The 20,327-nt window shown below is 52.5% G+C and carries 14 protein-coding genes and 1 pseudogene; 4 read left to right on the plus strand and 11 right to left on the minus strand.

The window, feature by feature from the left end; genetic code table 11:
* The first annotated feature begins 224 nt into the window (after positions 1–224).
* Together ACI0FJ_RS17400 and ACI0FJ_RS17405 are read left to right on the plus strand one after the other, a co-directional pair.
* Complete coding sequence (locus ACI0FJ_RS17400; RefSeq protein ID WP_424305467.1) at positions 225–1,367, plus strand: tyrosine-type recombinase/integrase; 1,143 nt, start codon at positions 225–227, stop codon at positions 1,365–1,367.
* A 115-nt stretch (positions 1,368–1,482) separates the two neighbouring features.
* Entirely contained in the window at positions 1,483–2,505 is a 1,023-nt protein-coding gene (locus ACI0FJ_RS17405; RefSeq protein WP_424305469.1) for a virulence RhuM family protein, read from the plus strand.
* Positions 2,506–3,005: 500 nt separating this feature from the next.
* Here the strand turns inward: ACI0FJ_RS17405 and ACI0FJ_RS17410 are convergent, their stop codons facing one another.
* The 10 genes and pseudogenes from ACI0FJ_RS17410 to ACI0FJ_RS17455 all read right to left on the minus strand — a co-directional run bounded on the left by ACI0FJ_RS17410 (position 3,006) and on the right by ACI0FJ_RS17455 (position 17,987).
* Positions 3,006–6,131 (minus strand): AAA family ATPase, encoded by a 3,126-nt coding sequence (locus tag ACI0FJ_RS17410; RefSeq protein WP_424305471.1) that lies wholly within the window; start codon positions 6,129–6,131, stop codon positions 3,006–3,008.
* A 349-nt stretch (positions 6,132–6,480) separates the two neighbouring features.
* Positions 6,481–7,695, minus strand: a pseudogene (locus ACI0FJ_RS17415) (IS5 family transposase); the annotation flags it as partial.
* A gap of 104 nt (positions 7,696–7,799) precedes the next feature.
* The gene (locus ACI0FJ_RS17420) at positions 7,800–8,726 is read right to left on the minus strand and encodes a hypothetical protein (protein ID WP_424305473.1); all 927 of its coding nucleotides are present in this window, start codon (positions 8,724–8,726) and stop codon (positions 7,800–7,802) included.
* 452 nt (positions 8,727–9,178) lie between these two features.
* Entirely contained in the window at positions 9,179–10,837 is a 1,659-nt protein-coding gene (locus ACI0FJ_RS17425) for a hypothetical protein (protein WP_424305475.1), read from the minus strand.
* 198 nt (positions 10,838–11,035) lie between these two features.
* Complete coding sequence (locus tag ACI0FJ_RS17430) at positions 11,036–11,854, minus strand: LytTR family DNA-binding domain-containing protein (protein WP_424305477.1); 819 nt, start codon at positions 11,852–11,854, stop codon at positions 11,036–11,038.
* Positions 11,855–12,397: 543 nt separating this feature from the next.
* On the minus strand, positions 12,398–13,411 hold the full coding sequence (locus tag ACI0FJ_RS17435; RefSeq protein ID WP_424305479.1) for an ABC transporter ATP-binding protein: 1,014 nt from the start codon (positions 13,409–13,411) through the stop codon (positions 12,398–12,400).
* Positions 13,412–13,414: 3 nt separating this feature from the next.
* Positions 13,415–14,377: an ABC transporter ATP-binding protein gene (locus ACI0FJ_RS17440; protein ID WP_424305481.1), complete on the minus strand. Its 963-nt coding sequence runs from the start codon at positions 14,375–14,377 to the stop codon at positions 13,415–13,417.
* A 6-nt stretch (positions 14,378–14,383) separates the two neighbouring features.
* A complete protein-coding gene (locus ACI0FJ_RS17445) occupies positions 14,384–15,295 on the minus strand; it encodes an ABC transporter permease (protein ID WP_424305483.1) in 912 nt (303 codons plus the stop codon).
* Position 15,296: 1 nt separating this feature from the next.
* A complete protein-coding gene (locus ACI0FJ_RS17450; protein WP_424305485.1) occupies positions 15,297–16,274 on the minus strand; it encodes an ABC transporter permease in 978 nt (325 codons plus the stop codon).
* A gap of 90 nt (positions 16,275–16,364) precedes the next feature.
* A complete protein-coding gene (locus ACI0FJ_RS17455) occupies positions 16,365–17,987 on the minus strand; it encodes an ABC transporter substrate-binding protein (RefSeq protein ID WP_424305487.1) in 1,623 nt (540 codons plus the stop codon).
* 291 nt (positions 17,988–18,278) lie between these two features.
* On the opposite strand from ACI0FJ_RS17455, the gene thrB reads away from it, so the two are divergent.
* A complete protein-coding gene (gene thrB / locus ACI0FJ_RS17460) occupies positions 18,279–18,791 on the plus strand; it encodes a homoserine kinase (RefSeq protein WP_424305489.1) in 513 nt (170 codons plus the stop codon).
* Positions 18,788–19,390, plus strand: a complete 603-nt coding sequence (locus ACI0FJ_RS17465; protein WP_424305491.1) for a hypothetical protein — start codon at positions 18,788–18,790, stop codon at positions 19,388–19,390. Before thrB ends, ACI0FJ_RS17465 begins: the two co-directional genes overlap by 4 nt.
* A 209-nt stretch (positions 19,391–19,599) precedes the next feature.
* On the opposite strand, the gene ACI0FJ_RS17470 is transcribed toward ACI0FJ_RS17465, so the two are convergent.
* A complete protein-coding gene (locus tag ACI0FJ_RS17470; RefSeq protein WP_424305492.1) occupies positions 19,600–20,145 on the minus strand; it encodes an NYN domain-containing protein in 546 nt (181 codons plus the stop codon).
* Positions 20,146–20,327: the final 182 nt, after the last annotated feature.

The following is a 20,327-nucleotide window of genomic DNA, read 5'->3' on the forward strand; positions in this document are numbered from 1 at the left end:
AGGGCGTGAACCCGGCGGATTTTGAGTTCTGTTTCGGGTTGTTTTTTCGAGCTTAATCCTGCCGTAACATCTTTAATTCACAGAAAAACTCTCTTTAACCCAGCTTATTTGATTTTCCCCATAATTGCCTTAATTTGGGGAACCTTGTGGGGAATAATATGGGGAATAGCTCCCTCCCCTTCCGCCTGAGATGCACCAGCTGAGATAAGGAGACCGGTCTCGAAATGGCTGCCCGTCAACGACACAAAACCACGTACAAGGGTGTGTTCTTCATCAACGGAAAAGATCCTGCCACGGGAAATACCGACCGAATCTATTATATCCGGTACTACAAGAACAGAAAGCTCGTCGAGGAAAAAGCCGGACGCCAACTCCGGGACCGCATGACGCCAGCCAAAGCCCATCGGTTACGGGTTCTGCGCATTGAGGGAAGGCTTGATTCCAATGAGGAACGGCGTGAAAAGGTCCGGGCCGAGCGTAACAAAATGACCATCGCCCGAATCTGGGAAGCGTTTTATGACGCCAAGCAGGAAAACAAGAGTATACGGGACGACCGCAACCGTTGGCGGAAATACCTTTTAAAGAACTTTGGCAACAGAATGCCGGAAGACCTGGTCACCACAGATGCGGACAGACTCCGGCGCAAGCTTCAGGATCTGGGCCTTGCCCCCGCAACCGTGCGGCAGGGGCTTGTCCTGCTCAAACGCATCATCAATTTCGGGGCCAAACGCGGTCTGTGTCCGCCCATCAATCCGGGCCAACTATATTTTGAAATGCCTCGGATCAACAACATCAAAACCGAAGACCTCAGCCCCAAGCAGCTTGCCGCTCTGTTGGACGCCATAGACGCCAGCCCTCATCGCACCGCAGCCAACGTCATGCGTGTGGCGTTGTATACAGGCATGCGCAAGAATGAAATTTTCAAATTGAAATGGAGACATGTGGACTTTGAACGCGGCTTTATCCTGCTCAAGGACCCCAAGGGGGGAATCGACCAACGCATTCCCATGAACAATGCCGTCCGAGACGTTCTGGAGAACCATCCCCGTAAACAAAGCGAATACGTCTTCCCAGGGCGAGACAACGGTCCCACAAGAGACCTGCGCATTCCCCTGCGCCGCATTTGCGACAATGCCGGACTCCCCGAAGACTTCCGCCCCATGCATGGTCTTCGGCATGTCTTCGCTTCGACACTGGCCAGCTCGGGCCAAGTGGACATGTACACGCTGCAACGGCTCCTTACCCACAAAACACCATCCATGGTCCAGCGATACGCCCATCTGCGAGATGACGCCCTTATGCGCGCCAGCGAGGTGGCCCAGGATGCATACCGCAAGATGACCCGACGCGCCGGGGAACGAAGGTAGACACCGGGCCGAAAATTGAAGAATTTACTTTGCGGAACGGAAGCGCACGCAGACATTGCCTGAAAACTGATTTTCAATTCGCCTAGCAAAAACGAGACTGGGAGGTTGGCCGGATATGGACAAAGAAAAAGGCTTAACGCCACTGGATGAAACAACAGAATTTCTTCTCTACACTGCGCCGGGCGGCAAGGTGAAGGTGGAAGTCTTTGTCCGGAATGAGAACATCTGGCTTCCCCAAAAAAGGATTGCCGAACTTTTTGGCGTCGGCGTTCCTGCGATATCCAAGCACCTGAACAATATTTTTGCATCGGGAGAGCTGGATGAGAACTCAGTTGTTTCCATTTTGGAAACAACTGCCGCAGATGGTAAGAATTACAAGACAAAATTTTTCAACCTGGATGCCATCATATCCGTCGGCTACCGGGTAAGCTCCTCCAAAGCCACCCAGTTCAGAATATGGGCGACAAGCAAACTCAAGGAACTGCTCATCAAGGGATTCACCCTCGATGACGAGCGAATGAAAAACGGACGTTTTTTCGGAAAAGACTACTTCCGCGAGCTGCTTGAACGTGTCCGTTCCATCCGGGCAAGCGAGCGACGCATCTACCAGCAAATTACGGATATCTTCGCCGAATGCAGTATTGACTACGACCCGAGTTCCGAGACCACCAGAAATTTCTATGCCCATGTGCAGGACAAATTCCATTTCGCCATTACGGGCAAGACAGCCTCGGAGATCATCCATGACCGATCCGATGCCAACAAGCCCTTCATGGGGCTGACCACTTATAAAAATGCACCCGACGACAGGGTGCTTAAATCCGATGTCGTGATAGGCAAGAACTATCTGTCCGAAAACGAAATCAGACGGCTTGAGCGTACGGTGTCCGGCTTCTTCGACTATATCGAAAACATCATTGAACAAAGGACCACGTTTACCATGGAAGCCTTTGCCACCAGCGTGAACAAATTCCTGGAGTTCAATGAATACAAAGTGCTTGATGGATTCGGCTCAATATCCAGAAAGCGGGCAGAGCAAAAGGCCTTTGCGGAATATGAAAAATTCAACAAAACGCAAAAGATAGAATCGGACTTCGACCGGCAAGTGAAAAGGATTTGGGGAAAGCGGAAGGAGTAGGTGGAAGGAACAGAAATATCCTGCGTAGTTTTAAGATATTCCTCTTACACACTTTCAAACACTTCTACAGAATTTTTTTAAACCGACACCTGCTTGTTGCTTTAAAAAAAAAAAGGACTAAAACAGCTCATGCAAAAGTGGCCCAGTGGGGCCGTTAAAACCACGTCTGAGCTTGTCAGAATGCACGTAAACAATTCTTTGACTCAAGGCTATATTAAAGGATGGTTGATTTTCTTAGGCCAAGGGGCTTGTGCAATTGCTCCTGACTGCTTGCGTTCTTTTTGGGCGTCCCCAAGGGAATTTGCCTCCCCCTGTTGCCGGCATTAGAGAGCATGAACTACTTCAAATAGTTTAAGCATGTTGGGTTGTTATCTTATTTTAGAGGTGTCCAGCGCTCCAGAGATTACACAGGTTTTGTGTCCAGATTTGTGCCCAATGTCCATTTTTTATACGGGGCTTGCCCATCGTTGGCACATCGTAGGCGGCAGGAAAAGCGATTTTTATCGCGCGTAGAGTACGTTGTCGATAATTTCTGCGACCTGATCATCTGAAAAGTCATGTTCCCGTAGGAGCTTGCCGTACTCCTTGAGGGCTTGGGCAGCCTTCGCCGGTTTATTAAGCAATGTTAGCAAGGTGTACTTTTCTCGCAGTAAGGAGTCGTCCAATGGTTCAAGGTCCAAAGCTTGTTCAATAATGTCCAGAGCCTTCGGGCAATCGTTGCAACGTTTTAGCAGCATGGCCCACTGCAGAAGCGTTTCTGGCAGCCATTCCAAGGTGTTGTCGCCGAGTGATTTGGAAAATTTTGGAGTCAGGAAAGAGGGGCCCAGCCAATGAGCCATTTCAATAAATTTAGTATGTGCTTCCCAGAATCTCTCGACGGTAAATAAAGACTGCCCTTGTTTCCCCAGTTCCACTGCTTTTTGTTCGTGGGTCACGCAATGTGGGAGGGACAGTGTCTTTTGTTGAGTCACAACATGATGCTTGGCCATTTTTTTGCCGAACATTTTTGAAAAATCTGCACGTGCCCTTGAAAGCATAGCGTCAAAACGCCCTTCCGTTTCGTCGTCATCATCGTTCGGCCAAAGACTTGTACGAATTTTTGAAGTGGTGAGTTTCATGGCGGGAGAATCCGCAACGAGAGCCAAAATTCTTTTTAGGCGACCGGGAATCTTTTCGGCTGAAAATTCTTTGTCCCCCATGCGAAGCCGCATCGGCCCAATGTTATCAATATGCAACAGGGGGATAACTGTCCCATCATCCAGGATGTCGCATTCGAGCCGTTCGCGACTAAGCAGACGAGCCGTTTTCTCATGCAATTTATTTTTTACGGCAAAGGGAAGCACTACCTCCATAATCTTCGGAGACAGGCCGAAAGAATGTAAATTTTCAAATCGCTCCATCAACTGTAGAAAACTCGAAACGTCTTCCTTGGCACGCCGGGTATCCTCCTGGCGTATGCGCATAAATGCTCGGTAAGCATAGGCAGTTGGTGTATGGTAGATGGCTGGAGACCGTAATACCTTGTTAAAAATTCTTTCAGCTTTGCTCGTTTCGTCTGCCAACACCAGAGCGCAGGCTGTGAGCATATGGGTAAGGTGAATGAAGTATCCCCCACCGTTATGGGCCCGGCTACGCAATGCCTGATGCATTGCTGACTTCATTTGAGGGAAATTACCGAGGTGGGCATTGGCCAACATTTCATAGTGGCAGAATTGGGAGAGTATATGCGGTGTGTTTGCTTGCTGCTCTTTCTTTTTTCTTTGGAGCATAGAAAGAATTTGTTCGTACTCGCCTTTGCTGAGATAAAGGTCCGCGTCCCATATCGCAAAGAATGACTCAAAATATGTATTTCTGATAAGAGGTGCAAACAAAAGAAACGACGCCTCTTTTACTTTCTCATAAGCAACAAATGCACCACTCATCAGTACAAAATTTGCCTGAACAAAATATAGGGAAAATCGTGTGACAATACTTGTGACAGGATTATTTGCATTTGGGAAAACAAGAGAGATTTTCTTTAACCCGGCGTTTATGTTTCCATCAACACCATCAATAAGTATTCCAGGAAGAAAAAGATGCGTGTCGATATGCTTTGTTGATGGACTTGATATATAGTGACTTAAATTTAAATAGTATTTTGCCTTATTGATGTCTTTTTCTTGGTATACAGCTCCTAGTATCAAGGCCTGACAGACCTTTGCAGTCATTTGTGGTGAAATGACATCTTGTATTTCCTTAAAATAAGAAACTGCTTGTTTTATGAATATGGATATATTTTTAAAATTCGGATTATGCATTACATTGTATACTATATAAAAAGAGAGTGCTGCGAGTTCGCCGTTTCTGTCCTCTTTCTTACTAAATTTTTCAAGAGCTTTAAGTATGTATTGTATCCCCTCTTCTTTGTAAGAAGAAATCATTATGGCGCCAATTGAATAGGCAATCCATGGATAGTCAAGTTGTATTTGGGGTGGGATCTCCATAAGCTCTTTTGAAAGAGGTTCATGATACCAAAGAAGAGGAGACATCTCTGCATATTTTTGCAGCGCATCATCAATGGCATCCCAAGCCTCCGCACGGCGGTAGCATGTAAGGGCTAGCTCTATATGGCCGAGTTCAAACAGCCATGTTCCCGCACCAACGAGAAAATTTTTGGTGGCATTTGAAGAAGTAAATTTTTTTAATTCTTTTCTGATATAGTCCTGGAAAAAATGATGTAACCGAAAAACAACCTGTCTCCCCTCTTTTCTTTCGTATACAAACATTTGGTCTTCGGCCAATTCCTTCAGCCAGGGAAGGCCTTTCGTCATTCCAAGATCCTGAATCAGAGGGGTGGGAAGGTCATTGAGCAAAGAAAATAGGTAGACGATTTCTTTTTCTTCATCCTTGAGTCCAGAAATCAGATCGGAAAAATAGGACGCTAAAAGTTCTGGTTGATCTTGTCCTCCACCACCGGCGGAAATCCAATTTCGTAAAAGTGTGAGACCTGTGACCCATCCCTCAGTCATATCCATCAATCTGTTCAGCTGTGTCTGTTCTATCGGGATGCCCCATTTCTCCAGATAAAGTAACGCCGCTTCTTCCCTGCTGAAGGCAAGCAATTCGTTGTCAACTTGTATTACTTCCGAATTTCGGAACAGAGGGGCGTTGTTGAGTGTCAGCGTTTTGCGGGAAACAACGGCATAGGTGACGAAATCGGGAGTTGCATCAACAATCCCGCGTAAGAGCTGAAGGCTTTCCGGTGAACCATCCAGTAGGTGGGTGTCATCAAAAACTAAGGTAATTGGGGAGTGCTGTGATTCAAGGTAAGATTTGATGATCTGCGGAACAAAGAGCACAAGTTCCACTGAAGAAATAGTCTCCAATACTAAAATGTCGGACAGAGCGGAGTGGGGGCTAGATTGATAAGTTATTGCTTGGAATATTTTTTTTGCAAGTACATGCGGTGAGTCGTTTTCTGTGCAAGTCACCCATGCAAAGGGATGAGCCGAATTTTCCTCAAATTGCCTGATCAGTATTGTTTTTCCCTGTCCTGCCTGCGCCTGAACCAGCAAAACCTTGTGTTTTGTCTGAAATACTAAACGGCAATCTTCAATAATTTTGGTGCGATATATTTCTTTTTTCAATGCTATTTTTCCTTTTGATCCCAAATGTGGCTTTGCTTCTTTGCGTAGTGTGGACTGAAGGTTGGAGCGTTGCGCTATTATTACTACATATTCTCATGCAATTATTGACCGCAGGAAAGGTAAATCAATAAGATCCTTTGGAATCTAAAAGTAAGAAGTTTGTAAGGTTATTTCAATACACTTTTTAAGCAGTATTAAATTTTTTTATTGTCTTTTTTTATCAATTTTCAATAGTTAGTCAGGCCTGAAAAACCCGTTTCAGCTTCTACGCCACATTTTCCGCCAGCCGTCGGCTTGAGTCTTTGCCGAGGAGCAGAAACGCCAAGAGCGCAAAAAACTCTCCGATTTTCCGCATCCACTTCCTGAAGTTGAACGCCGCTGCGGCCATAAACAAGTTAATGGCGTCGCCGACCGCGCCCTTGAGATAGCTCCGGGCCATGCGGTGATCGTGTTTGAGATGGCCGATCACCGGCTCGATAGCCGCCCGACGGCGGAAGCGGAGCCGCGCCATAAGGCGCTGGTACGGTGTGTCCTTCTTCTTCGGAGGCTTTGGGATGAGGATTTGCGTGTCACCGACCTGATTCAGGCCCCTGTAGCCTCGGTCGCAGATCGCCATGGACGGACAGACCCCGGTGACCTCCCAACACTGTTCGAGGACATCCGGCAACGTATGGCCGTCGTAGACGTTCTCGTTGAACGACATCGCGCCGACGATGATACCCGTAGTTTTTGTGACCGCGATGGACGCCTTGCGCCCGAACTCGTACTGCTTGTGCGCTTTACCCTTGGAGATGCAGAGAATATCGGGTTCGTGTAGGCTGTAGACCTTATTCTTGTCGCTTCGTTTCTGGTCCTTGACCCGCTCGTACAGGTCAAGTCGCTCCTGGTGGCGGCCCAGGGCTTCGCCCGGCAATTTGCGCCGGAGTTCACGGATCAAGGCACCAGCCATTGTCCGCATCTTCCTCGCCTTTTTGGCCATCTTCATCCGTTTCAGCCGAAGCTTGGGGAGCGTGCGCTTGAAGCTGCGGCGTAGACCGACGCCTTCGCTGTCCGCGATCTTACGGCAGCCCTCGATGACTTTGGTCAAAAGCTTCAGGTCGGTAGGAAAGGTTACGTTCTTTTCCTGGACCGTGGTATCCACCGTGATCTCTCGTTCTTTGGCGTCATCACCGTGCAGTTCCACGGAGACCTCGAAAATCAGTCGTGCCCCGTCCTCGCCAATGCGCTTGCGGAAATAGATCAAATCCGTGGGATCGCAAGGCAGCTTCCACTGGAACTCGGTCATACCGCAAAACGCCTGGTAGTAGGGATTTTGCGTCCATGCCTCCACGACCCGTTCGTCGCTCAGATTCTCCAACTGCTTGAGCAGCATCAGCCCGACCATTAGCCGGGGCGGCTTGGCTGGCCGACCTTGGTCGCTGTAGAGTCCGGCGAACTCCTCCTCGAATCGCCCCCAGGGAATTCTCCTCGCCAATTGAAGGAGCGGAGCCTTCGGATTGAGCTGGTCCAGAAGGTCTGGGTAAAGGAACGTACCCTGCGGCTGTTTTTTGGGTTTTGCCCTCATGATTCTCCCGCCATTCGCTGCATCATTTCGACCGGTTTTATACGAATTCACAACGTTCTCTGGTCGAAAATACTACATTGTACAAGGAGAATTGTTAATAAAAATCAATCCACTAGAGATATTTCAGGCCCGACTAAATAGTTGACATCAAAAATATTTTTTCCGTTTCCCACTGCAATACTTGAACGGCTGATCCGATTCACGTTGATAGTGTTGTTTCCGCTTCCCAAAAGCATTTTTGTGCCATCACCAAGTCTATCAAGGTCGACCTTGTTGTCTCCGTCTCCCATATCAATGTTGGACTTCAGAACAACACCACCCTGCAGGCTGTCGTTTCCCCCCCCTGCGTTGATAGTGTTTCCAATGCTAGCCCGCGCCAGAATAATTGTATCGTCGCCGTCGCCGCCGTGAAGGGTGGCGTTGTTGGCAAAGTTGATAATGGTGTCGTTGCCTGCACCGCCGTCCACTTCGGAGCCTCGCAGGTTGATGAATATATCGTCCTTGTCCGTGCCTGCGAATGTGTCGGATTCGTTTTGGCGCACGGTCTTGTTGCCTGCCGCATCGTATACGTGGGTTTCGCCGCTTCCCCGATAGGTTACGGATATACCGCCGTCTTCCAGGTCGGTGATGCGCGCATCATCGCTTAGCTCCAGTTCCAGGTGCAGCCCGCTGGCAGTCGTAATGGCTGCCATGTAAGTGGATTGAGGACCTGCCACAGAGCGTTTTACGTTCACGCTCGTTCCAGAAGAAGATGTCGTTTCCACTTTTTCATTTGGGTTGCAGGCGGCAGAGCCGTAGCTTTGCATCGACTCTCCAGCGTCCGTTCCTAAACAAGACGAAGGTCTTGCTTCTTTTTCGTAGAGATATGGATCGCAGCCGCCGTTCTGGTCCAGTACGGCAAGGAAGGTCTTCTGGAATTCCTCTGTGGCCGTGCCTATATTCTGCGGGAGGCACCCCTGGCAGTCAGATAGTTTCCAAGTGCTTATAAGATCGCTGAGCATCTGGTTGTTGGCGGCTGTAATTCCCTGCATGTCGGACCTCCTGCGATGCATGGCTGCTGAGTGGATGCATCTTTCTTGACTTGAAATATTTGCCTACCAGGAAAAAATACCGGACAATAAAATTTCATATTGCTTAATGATAATTCTGTAATTGTAGTATATTACAATGTCTTGTGCTGGCTCGCTTCTGAACTTAAAAGCTTTGTTGTATCGGAATATGCATTTTTTGAGCCCAGAAGATAAGGCGCCCAGAAGATAAGGCGCCCAGAAGATAAGGGCTCAAAGAGATAAGGAGCGGAAGAATGGGCACAGCAGGATTCTATTGTCCTGATGCCAGTCTAAGACGCAGCGAAGTGTTCAGCCGGGAACAGTCTTTTTATCCATATTCATGGGAGAAAGAGGGGTGACGTTATAGACTGTGGAGCAAGGGGCAGTCTCCTGTGGAGTCAGGGGCAGGGGCGTTGAACTCCTGCCCCTGCCGTTCACCGGTCCCGGACAACAAGCCTGAAGCGTGGAATCTGCAGCAGGTCGAAGCCGATGACGACACACTTTTTTGTTTTTTTCTTGAGCGAGCGTATTTCGGTTTCGGGGAGGACGTGCGTAACAACCACATCCTCCCGGATGGTTACCGGCCGCAGACGCTCCTCCACATCCGCCTTGGACACCCAATTCCCCATGCTCTGGTTCGTGGATGCGAGAAATCGTCTCAGCCCCTGTACCAACTCAATGATATCCGGCACCGGTGTCGGGGCAGGAGTGCAGACCATCCTGGCTTCCGAGAGCAGGTCGTTCTGTCCGGGACTGTCCTGATAAAAGCGGAAAGAGTTGAGGTCATGGTCGGCAGCCATAGATCGCAATTGGTCCAGGGTGAGCCGGGCCACCCCAATCTCGGTATCTGTCCTGATGTTTTTTTCGAGGCTTCCCCAGAGAAAGCGCTGCTTCTCGGGCGACAATGCCCCGATTTCATTGAAGATGAAAAAGCTGGTCATACCGTCCAGCGATGCATGTTCCGAACCGGGGTAATAGCTGAAGCCTCCCTCCTGTGGAATGTAGTATTTTTCGCAGTTGGCCCGAATGTGCTTTTTGCACAGGGCTGTGGCTCTTTGCAGTTCCGCCGGCGGGATGTCCTTCCACAAATACCGCGTCAGCAGCCGCAGGCTTTTCAGAGTCTTGAGGTTCCATTCGTGCATCCAGGCCAGGTTGTCATCCGAGGGCGGGGCCTCCGAGAGCGAGTCCAGGGTGGAATTGATAAGCGGCCCCGTGTACCGCAGGGGAAATTCCGCGTGGATGTCGTTGCCTTCCCTGTCCCGAAACGCCTTGAGAATGGACGACGTATTGTTCAGGTCCAGCTTGAGCAGTTTTCCGGATGGGGATTTCGGTCCCCACAAGCCGGTTTCCGGGTCCTGCGCATCATAAAACCATTGCAGCACAGCATGTTTCCACTCGGGGGAGAAATGGTAGAGGTTGTTTTTCTCTATGAGTCTTTCGGCATCCTCGGATTGGTAATGGGCCTCATCCCTGGCCAGGCTGAAGATGTCCCTGGCCAGATGGAAGGACGTCTGCGGCATTTTCGAAGCGATACGCCCAACCGTTGAAACGTCCTGCAAAAAGGCGAGCACCTTTTCCGGCGTGTTGATCTGGTCCAGATATGCCAGCCGGTACCGGAGCGTAACCGGTTTGCCAAGCTGCCGGGACAATTTTTCTATGTGTGTGAGCACGTTTTCGGTGGGGCCGTGATAGACGCACATGGGATAGGCGTCGCTGATGAATGCCCCGGTGCGCGGGTTCTGTTGGGCCAGATAGAATTCCAATTCCTCCTGCGTGGAGCCGAAGACGGGCAGCTTGACCAATCCCTCCCTTGTTCGCAGTTGATCGTAGTACTGGTTGAACAGTTCGAACGCTTCGGCCCAGTGTCCCTTGTCCCACAAATAGCTTATGCCCTTGAGCCGGTACTCGAATTCCGACATGACATAATTTTGTGCCTGGAGTTCCCGGTTCAGTTGGAACATCTCCTTCAGCCGGGAATTGAATTCGTACGCCCCGATGGAGACGAGCATTAGCAGGCAGAAAAACAATAGCAGGAGAGCCGGGAGAATCTTTCCTGGGAGAACAGGCTTTTTCCGTTTCGTGGGTCTCGTCATGGCAAATCCTCGTTGGTTTTTGGGGGATATCTGCGGCAAACATGACGGAGCTGCCCGCACAGAACAATACGCATGGGCTCGAAATAACAGGAATTGTCCTGAGATGTACGGATTTGTCCCAAATGGTGCAGGAGGAACGCGAAAAGGTCGGCTGAGACCGGCACACGGAAGGGTGCCAGGGGGAGGGAGTGTCTTGACTTATTGGGCGGACCTGCCGCCGACCTTGTTTTCCAGGAAGGAGAGAACGGGGGAGAGAGAGTTTCGGCTGATGGGGACCAGAAAAAGGTCGCCGCAGAGTCTGACGAAATAACGCCTGTCTTTTTTGAGCAGACCGGAGACGTGGTCGGGATTGACGATATGGGAGCGGTGGGTTTGCAGAAACATGCCCGGAGGCAGTGCTTCCATGGCCTCGTTGAGCGACATCCGGATGCAGGCCCTCTCATGGTTCTGCCCCTCCTGATAATGAACATCCAGGTAATGGCCGCAAACCGTGATGTGGGTGATGGCGGACGGCACAAGATGTTTTGTCAGCCCGGAAGCGACAATGGGGAACGAAACCTCGTTTTCATGCCGGTCAGCGGTTTCATCGTCCCGTTGTTTTACCTTGCCCAATTTGATGTTCAACTGCTCTATCAGGGTTTCAATGACTGCATTTTTGTGTTCGAGGCGCAGAAAAACGCAGGAACCCAGCAGGGCATAGGGGAGATGCCGCCAGTAATATCTCCAGAACCATGCCTTTTGAATGTCGTAGATCTGCTCCTTGATGCAATACAGAATTCCCAACCCCAGAGAGTAGACAGCCAGGAAGTGCAGAAAGGCATGCCAGTAGCGCACTTGAAGCGGTTTCCGCCGCAATTTTGAGGTCATAACGGCGAACAGCCAGGCAAATACGATGGCGGTGCAGAAGGAAAAGGCGACAAGAAAGAATTCGACTATGCCCTTGATGATTTCGTGAGGCGGGGCCGTGTATTCGAATACCGCAAAATAAAAGACGGTAAAAATGAAAAAAAACTGCACAGCGAATCTGAGGGGACTCGTGTTGAGAGATATTTCAGTGCAGAGGAACGATTTGATTCTTTTGGTAAGGTCGATATGCATTTGGCTAGGGCACCCGGGGCTTGCGTCCGTTGTTTTCGATTGCTCTCAGACTTGTGCTGCGGACTCAACTAAAATTTAGCTGGAATATGGTGAAAATGTAAGCTGGAATTTAAGGCTAAAATGAGGGCGTGAGCTTGTATAGGCCTTGCGATTTTTGTCCTCAGCTGCGTTGCAGCAGGAGGTGCCGTTTCGCGGTGCGTATTGGCTTATACTGCCCTCGCTTACGGCACCCTGCTGCGCCTTGCTGAAGGCCAAAACTTACAAGGCCTCGGAAGAAGGTAGGGGATTGGAAGTCTTCAGAGATTGCCGAAGAGAAATTTAAGTCAGAAATTTAAAGCGTAAAAAGTTCTGGAAAGGGGAGCGCGAGGGGGAGAACCTCTTTCAAGAGGTTTCCCCCTCGCTGCAGCCAAAACCGCACTTTTACAATGAAGGCTGGCGCGAAAATCGCGCAGCCATCATCTGTTATATCCGCCCCTCTTCCACCCCATGACACGCCACCAGTGAGCCGGAGGCGCGTAGGTGTTGTTTGGGTATTTCCGTGCGGCAGCGTTCGTTGGCGTACGGACAGCGTCCGTGGAACACGCAGCCGGTGGGCAGGTTGATGGGCGAGGGCACGTCGCCTTCCAGCTTGATATGCCGGAAGCCTTTGGCGCCCAGGCGCGGAATGGCGGAGAGCAGCGCCTTGGTATAGGGGTGGCGCGGTTGCTCGTACAGGTTGCCGGTTTCGGCCAGCTCGCACAGGGACCCCAGGTACATGACGGCCACGCGGTTGGAGATGTGCTCCACCACGGAGAGGTCGTGGCTGATGAACATATAGGTCAGCCCGTTTTTATCCTGAAGTTCCATGAGCAGGTTGAGAATCTGTGCCTGGATGGAGACGTCGAGCGCGGCAATGGGTTCGTCGGCCACGATGAAATCCGGGCCGACGGCCAGGGCGCGGGCAATGGATATGCGCTGGCGCTGTCCGCCGGAGAACTCGTGCGGGTAGCGGGTGCGCCAGGCCGGGTCCACGCCCACCTGTTCCATAACATGGGCAACGCGGTCGGCGACTTCGCTTGGGGTGATGCCCGGGTTGTGAAAGCGGATGGGCTCTTCCAGGGTTTGGCTGACGGACATGCGCGGGTTGAGCGATGCATAGGGGTCCTGAAAGACCATCTGCATCTTGGCCCGGTAGGGCAGCATCTTGGACCTGGAAAGGTTGTCGATGCGTTTCCCCTTGTAGTGGATTTCTCCGCTGTTGGGGGCGTACAGTCCCATGACCGTACGGGCCAGGGTGGATTTGCCACAGCCGGATTCACCCACCACGCTGACGGTCTCGCCTCCCATGATGTCGAAGCTTACGTCGTTGACAGCCTGTACAATGGCTTGTTTGCGGATGATCTTCCCTCCCTCGAACTTGAGCTGCTCGAGCAGGGAACCGGATATATCGAAGTGTTTGACGACGTTTTTCAGTCGCAGGAGCAAGGTGCTTTCCATGGGCTAGTCCAACAGGTGGCAGGCCGCCATGCAGCCCGAGTTCTTAGATGCCAGGAGCGGCGCTTCGTTCATGCAGATGCCTTCGCACATGGTGCAGCGGTTGTTGAACGGGCAGCCCTGCGGAATCGTGGTCAGGTTGGGCATGACGCCCGGAATCTGGTTGAGCCGTCCTCCGCGCTGGGCATTCTGCGGCAGCGCGGCCAGCAGCCCCTTGGTGTAGGGGTGCTGTGGATTGGAAACCAGCTGGGCAGCGGGGCCCATTTCCACAATGCGTCCGGCGTACATAACCGCAATGCGCTGCGTCACCTGCGAAACCACGGCCAGGTCGTGGGTGATGAGGATGAGCCCCATCTGTTCGGATTCGCACAGCTCCAGCAGCAGTTCCATTATTTCCGCCTGGATGGTCACGTCCAGAGCCGTGGTCGGTTCGTCCGCAATGATCAGCGAGGGCGAGGTGAGCAGGGCGATGGCAATGACGATGCGCTGGCGCATGCCGCCCGAGAATTCATGCGGGTACTGCGTGAGCCGCCTCCGGGGTGCGGGAATCTTTACCTTGGACAGCTTGTCCATGGCGATTTCCTCGGCTTCCTTGGTGGAGATGTTGCGGTGCGCCTTGAGCGTTTCAATCATCTGGTGTCCCACGGTGAGCACTGGGTTGAGCGTCATCATGGGGTCCTGGAAGATCATGGAGATGCGGTTGCCCCGGATGTGGCGCATCTGTTCCGAGGGCAGTTCGGGCAGGTTTTTGCCGTCGAACATGACCGAGCCGGAGGAGATGAATCCGGGTTTGCTGATAAGATTGATGATGGCAAAGCCGGTGACGGATTTTCCGGCGCCCGACTCGCCCACGATGCCCAGACGTTCGCCTTTGTCCAGGGAAAAGCTGACCCCGTGCACGGCGGTCAGTTCGTCATCGCGCAGCTTGAATTTTACGGTAAGGTCGTTGACTTCGAGCAGACGTTGCATGGTGCCTTACCCCTTGTAGAGCTTGGGGTTGAGGAAGTCGCGCAACCAGTCGCCCAGCAGGTTGATAGCCAGGATGAGGACGACGAGCGAGATTCCGGGAAACAGGGTAATCCACCACGAGCCGCTGAAGATGTAGTCGAAGCCGGACTTGATGAGCGACCCCAGGGAGGGGCGCGTTACGGGCATGCCCAGGCCAAGGAAGGACAGGGCGGCTTCGCTCATGATGGCGTTGGCCACCTGCACGGTGGAGATGACCAGAACCGGCGTGAGCGTGTTGGGGAAAATGTGCCGCCACATGATGCGTCCCGGACGCAGGCCGATAACGCGCGCGGCTTCCACATATTCCTTTTTCTTTTCCGCAAGCACCGAGGCGCGCACGGTACGGGCATACTGTGGCCATTCCGCAAAGCCGATGACGATGATGAGCAGGGGCACGGCGTATTGCTCGTAGCTTGCCATGCCAAAGGCGGATTGAAAGATGGCCCCGAAAAAGATGGCCACCATGTAGGTGGAAAATGAGAGCTGCACATCCGCTAGCCGCATGAGAATGGTTTCCAGCTTGCCGCCGAAGTAGCCCGATGTAAGCCCGACGAAGATGCCGATAAGTGCCTGGAGAATTACCGCTCCAAAGCCGATGATGATGGAGACGCGCATGCCGTACAACAGGGTGGAGAGCATGTCGCGGCCCTGTGAGTCGGTACCCAGCGGAAAGTCGGCACCGCCGCCATGCATCCATACGGGCGGTGTTTCCGCGTTCATTATGTCTATTGTGGCGGTATCGTAGGGGTTGTGTGGTGCAATGACCGGGGCGCTGAAGCTGACGAAGAGCAAAGAGACGAGCACCACAAAGCTGCCCCAGGCCATGGGGTCGCGCAGGAAGCTGTAGAAGAAGTAGGAGTCGATAAAACGTTTGATCATGCTACTTTCTCCCCGCCACGCGAACCATGGGGTTGACCACCCCGTAAATGAGGTCGACCACGGTGTTGACCACCACGAAGATCGCGCCCACGAAAACCAGATAGGCCACCATCAGGGAGGTATCGGCCCGTTCCACGGATTCTATGAACACGGAGCCCATGCCCTGCCATTGGAACACGATTTCCGTAAGAATAGTGAAGGCGATCATGATGCCCAGCTGTACGCCGCCCACGGTGATGACCGGCATGAGGGTGTTCTTGAAGGCATGTACCAGAAGCACACGGGCGGGACGCAGTCCTTTTGCCTGGGCGAATTTGACGTATTCGGTTTCCAGGGTTTCCTTCATCTCGGCCCGGATAAGGCGGATGAACAAGGGCAGCATGATGGAGGAGAGCGCGATACTGGGCAGTATCAGGTGCCTCAGACCGTCGCGCGTAAGCAGGCCGGTTTCCCAGAAACCGCCCACCAGCACTGTTTGGCCTCTCCCGTAGGAGGGGAGCCAGTGCAGCTCCACTGAAAAAACGTAAATGAGCAGGATCGCCGTAAGAAAAACCGGGATGGACACCCCGACGATACTGCCCCCCATACAGAGGCGAGAGAACCAGTGGTTGGGTTTGCAGGCGGAGAATATCCCCGTGGGAATGGACAGCACCACGATGATGACGGCGCTGCAGAAGACCAGTTCCAGCGTTGCCGGGGCCTTCTTGAGGATAACCTCCATGGCGGGCTTTTTGTAATAGAATGACTGCCCCAGGTCGCCGTGTGCGGCCTTCTTGAGAAACCTCACCCATTGGACAGGCAGGGGGTCGTTGAGGCCGAGCTTGTCGGCCAACTCCATCCTCTCCTGCTTGGAGACTTGGATGCCGGTGATCTCGCGGAGCGGGTCGCCGACGGACTGCTTGATGGCAAACCCGATCACGCTGATAGCCAACATGACAAAGAACGCCTGGGTAAATCTTTTTACTATAAATGCTAGCATATATGGGGTTGGTTTTTACGCAAACAACGGGCCGTCCCGGAGTGGGACGGCCCGTATTATTTGCGTTGTTTCACATGGGCTTGGGGCCCTTTACTTCATGTTGAGGTCGCCAAAGTAGGGGAAGTTCATCACGTTGACGATCTTGTCGGCATTCACCAGCTTTTCGCTGCCGGCCCAGGAGAGCATCTGCCAGTGCAGGGGAATGAATGCGGCGTCGTCATACAGAATCTTTTCGACTTCCTTCAGCATGTCGGCGCGCTTGGTGAGGTCGGTTTCCGACTGGGAAGCCAGAACCAGCTCGTCCACCTTGGGATTGCAGTAGGTGCCGGAGTTGTACTGGCCGTAGCCGGTTTCCGCGTTGATGCACATCACCAGGTACTCGGAGAAGTTGGCCGAATCCTCGGTATCCGAGTGCCAGCCGATCATCTGGATGTCGGCAACCTTGTTGTCGAACTCGTTCCAGTACTGGGCCTTGGGCATGGTCTTCAGTTCAACAGTGATGTTGATCTTCTTGAGCATGGAAGACACGGCTTCGGCAATCTTGAAGTCGTTTACATAGCGGTTGTTGGGAGCGATCATGGAGCAGGTGAAACCCTTTTCGTAGCCTGCTTCCTTCATCAGCTGCTTGGCCTTTTCCAGGTCGTAGCGGGGTACGCAGGCTTCGTTGTAGCCGTCGTAGCCCTTGGGGCTCTGCTGCCCAGCCACGGTGGCGCGGCCCTTCATGATGGTCTGGACGATGCCCGCGTTGTTGACCGCGTTGACAATGGCTTCGCGGACCTTCTTGTTCTTGAATTCGGGACGGCGGGTCTGGTTCATCTGGAAGGTGATGATACGGGTGCCGGACATGGTGAACAACTTGACGCCTTCGGTTTCTTCGATGCGGTCAAAGTCGTTGGGCGGCACAGGCATGATGAAATCCACGTCGCCGGAGAGCAGGGCGGCCACGCGGGTGGCGTCGCTCTTGATGGGGGTCAGGATGATTTCGTCGATGTTGCCGCTATTGTCTTTGTCCCAGTAGTCGGCAAAACGTTCAAGCACCCACTTCTGGCCCGGATCGTACTTAACAACCCTGTAGGGGCCGGTGCCGGATTCGTTGAAGTTGGCATAAGACCAGTCGGTCTTGTTGAGGGCATCCTTGGGCTTTCCTTTTTCATCCGTCCCCTGGTAGAACTGGCTGTCCATGGGGAAGATGTAGGTACACATGTTCAACAGCAGGCCGTAGGGCTTCTTGGTCTTGATGTCCACGGTGTAGTCGTCCACGACGGTGACGCCTTCAAACGGCTCGTACAGGCCCTTGAAGTCGGGGCTCTTCTTGAGGCGGTCGAAGGTCCAGACCACATCCTTGGCGGTAAATTCGTTGCCGCTGTGGAACTTGACGCCCTTGCGCAGATGAAAGCGCATGGTCAGGTCGTCAATGCGTTCCCACTTTTCGGCCAGGCGGGGTTCGAATTGCATGTCCTGGGTCCAGCGGAGCAGCGGGTCGAAAACCATGTGCGAGTATTGCAGCATGGCACCGGAAAGCTGTACATGCGGATCGAGAGCAACAGGGTCGGCGTCCATGGCAAGGCGGAATACGTGTTTGCCAGTGGCAGCCTCGGGAGCGGTTTGAGCGGCTTCCTGTGCGGGAGCCTCTTTTTTTGCTTCTTTCTTTTCTTCGCCGCATGCAACCAGTATCAGGCTGAGTGCGGCCAACAGCAGCAGTAGACGTTTCATCCTAAACCTCCGGGTTGTGAAATTCGAGCAGGGCCATTGCCCGCTGGCCCGATAACGGCCTTGTGTCGTTTTTGCTTGATCCTTTCCTTTTAGTAGCAAAAGAGAGACAAAATCAAGTCAGATGTTTATTAACGAATAAATTCACAACAGAAAACGAAATTCTTTATGTTGGAAAAGGTACATTAAACCGAGTTGTTACAGGTATAAAATAGTATAGTCAAATCTATTTGTAATTTGTTTGGCAAATCGTGCCCCTTTACAAAAAAGGCTTCAGACCTCATGAAGACATCCATGACACTCAATGATTCATCGTGCATAATTCTCATCGGCATGGCCGGTGCGGGAAAATCCACTTTGGCCCCTTTGCTGGCGCAGCGTCTCGACTGGGAACATATGGATACGGACCGGCTCATCGAGTCGTGGTTCGGGCGGCCGCTGCAGGGCATCCTGGACGGCTGCGGGCCGGACAAGTTTCTCAAGCTTGAAGAGCAGGTCGTTTCCCGGCTTGCGGCGGCACGTTGCGTGGTCTCCACCGGGGGCAGCGTGGTCTACTCCCAGCTGGCTGTCAATCGGCTGCGGATGCTGGGCAGCATCGTCCATCTGCATATAAGCCTGCCGACTTTTCTCGACCGGGTGGGCAAGGCCGACGACCGAGGTTTCGTGGTCCGCCCCGGATTGAGTCTGGAAGACGTGTACAACGAACGGCAGCCCTTGTATCAGGCGGCGGCAGACCTTACCGTGGCAACCGATTCCTGTGCTCCGGACGAGTGCGTGGACCAGATAATTTCGGGACTTTCCTTATGAAGCGACTGACGAGCCAGGCAGCCTTCCGCAAGCTGGAAAAACTGTATGCGGACATGGTTGCCGAATACGATGCAGTCTGCGCCGTGCTGGGCCATACCTGCAAGGACTGTAGCCAGAACTGCTGCACCAGCTATTTTCAGCACCATACCTACATTGAATGGGCCTTCCTGTGGGAGGGGCTCAATGCGTTGCCCCAAGACAAGCGCGCAGTGTACGAAGAACGTGCCAAAGCCTATGTGAAAAAGGGCAAGGCCATGCTGGCAGACGGCAAGATTCCGGACAGCATGTGTCCGCTCAACGACGACGGCCTGTGCGGGATGTACCGCCATCGTCTGATGATCTGCCGCATGCACGGCGTTCCCAATTTTCTGGTCCGTCCCGATGGCCGACGCACCGTGTTTTCCGGGTGCTGGCTCAGCCAGGAGCTGACCCGGGGCAAGGACCCCAAGGACATCCCCTACGTGGACCGCACGCCGTTGTATCGCAGGCTGGTGGCATTAGAGCAGGGCTTTCTGGGCACCCGGTTCAGAACACTGCCCAAGGTGGACCTGAACCTGGCCGAGATGATTCTGGCCGGTCCTCCCCAATTGCGGGCATAGCCTTGCGGAATATGGTGGGCATGGCCCGTCATGCGCCGCCGGAAGTGGCCTGAGCGAACCTGAAAGTCATACTTTTCCGGTCGCGGTCCTCCACAAGATACGAGGCGGAAACGGCAGTTGAAAAGGCTGCCGAATACAAAAGAAAAAGCCTGGAACATTATGCTCCAGGCTTTTTGTGCATTATGGCGGAAATCCTCCGGGCAAGGGGCTCAGAACGTCATGCGCTCGGCCGCTCTGTCCAGAATCGGACGGATGTCCCGGACGTCCCAGGCAATGCGGCGGACGTCTTTGGCCACCATGTCCGCCTGGAAGAAGAGGATGCATTTGATGCCCTCGTTGCGCAGTTCCTCCAGCAGAGGGGCATAGTCTCCGTCTCCGGCGAACAGGAACAGATAGTCGGGCTGGAGCTTCATGCACAAGGTCAACGTTTTGATCATCAGACGTTGATCGTCACTTTGTTTGTAACCGCTTTTGGTATGTTCGCTTCGTTTGGCCGGGCAAACGATGACCCGGGCGCCGTTCATTTCCAGCGCCCACTTTTTGCCCTCAAACCGTCCTTCGTTTTCGGCCACAGCCTCGGGAGAATCGTTTTCAGGAACCTTTTTGGGCAAAGTAACCAGAATTTCCTTTACATCTGCCGACAATTCTTCTTTGAGAATGGAATGAATTTCTTTAATGGGAAAATGAGGCAGGCCTGCATCCCAGGCGAGACGTTCGCTGGGAGTAAGGTCTATAGCAACTACAATACTTGGCATTCAAATCTCCTTAATTACTGGAAGCACTCACTATTTCAATGAGTATGTCCTCTGTGGAAGGCTGAAGCTTACTGGAAATGGACGGATTGGCAAGGGTTAGTTTGCACTAGGAAGTACGAACTGACCCGGAGTCAGTTTTGTGCAGCTGGAGCGCGCGTGGTTGTATTCTTTTTACGAAGAAA

The organism is Desulfovibrio sp. 7SRBS1, from assembly GCF_049723905.1.
GTDB lineage: Bacteria > Desulfobacterota > Desulfovibrionia > Desulfovibrionales > Desulfovibrionaceae.

Coding starts and splice junctions, on each gene's coding strand:
- ACI0FJ_RS17445 (WP_424305483.1), bottom strand. CDS start 15,295: ATGATCAAACGTTTTATCGACTCCTACTTCTTCTACAGCTTCCTGCGC.
- ACI0FJ_RS17465 (WP_424305491.1), top strand. CDS start 18,788: ATGAAGCGACTGACGAGCCAGGCAGCCTTCCGCAAGCTGGAAAAACTG.
- ACI0FJ_RS17435 (WP_424305479.1), bottom strand. CDS start 13,411: ATGGAAAGCACCTTGCTCCTGCGACTGAAAAACGTCGTCAAACACTTC.
- ACI0FJ_RS17400 (WP_424305467.1), top strand. CDS start 225: ATGGCTGCCCGTCAACGACACAAAACCACGTACAAGGGTGTGTTCTTC.
- ACI0FJ_RS17440 (WP_424305481.1), bottom strand. CDS start 14,377: ATGCAACGTCTGCTCGAAGTCAACGACCTTACCGTAAAATTCAAGCTG.
- ACI0FJ_RS17420 (WP_424305473.1), bottom strand. CDS start 8,726: ATGCAGGGAATTACAGCCGCCAACAACCAGATGCTCAGCGATCTTATA.
- ACI0FJ_RS17405 (WP_424305469.1), top strand. CDS start 1,483: ATGGACAAAGAAAAAGGCTTAACGCCACTGGATGAAACAACAGAATTT.
- ACI0FJ_RS17455 (WP_424305487.1), bottom strand. CDS start 17,987: ATGAAACGTCTACTGCTGCTGTTGGCCGCACTCAGCCTGATACTGGTT.
- ACI0FJ_RS17470 (WP_424305492.1), bottom strand. CDS start 20,145: ATGCCAAGTATTGTAGTTGCTATAGACCTTACTCCCAGCGAACGTCTC.
- thrB (WP_424305489.1), top strand. CDS start 18,279: ATGACACTCAATGATTCATCGTGCATAATTCTCATCGGCATGGCCGGT.
- ACI0FJ_RS17425 (WP_424305475.1), bottom strand. CDS start 10,837: ATGACGAGACCCACGAAACGGAAAAAGCCTGTTCTCCCAGGAAAGATT.
- ACI0FJ_RS17450 (WP_424305485.1), bottom strand. CDS start 16,274: ATGCTAGCATTTATAGTAAAAAGATTTACCCAGGCGTTCTTTGTCATG.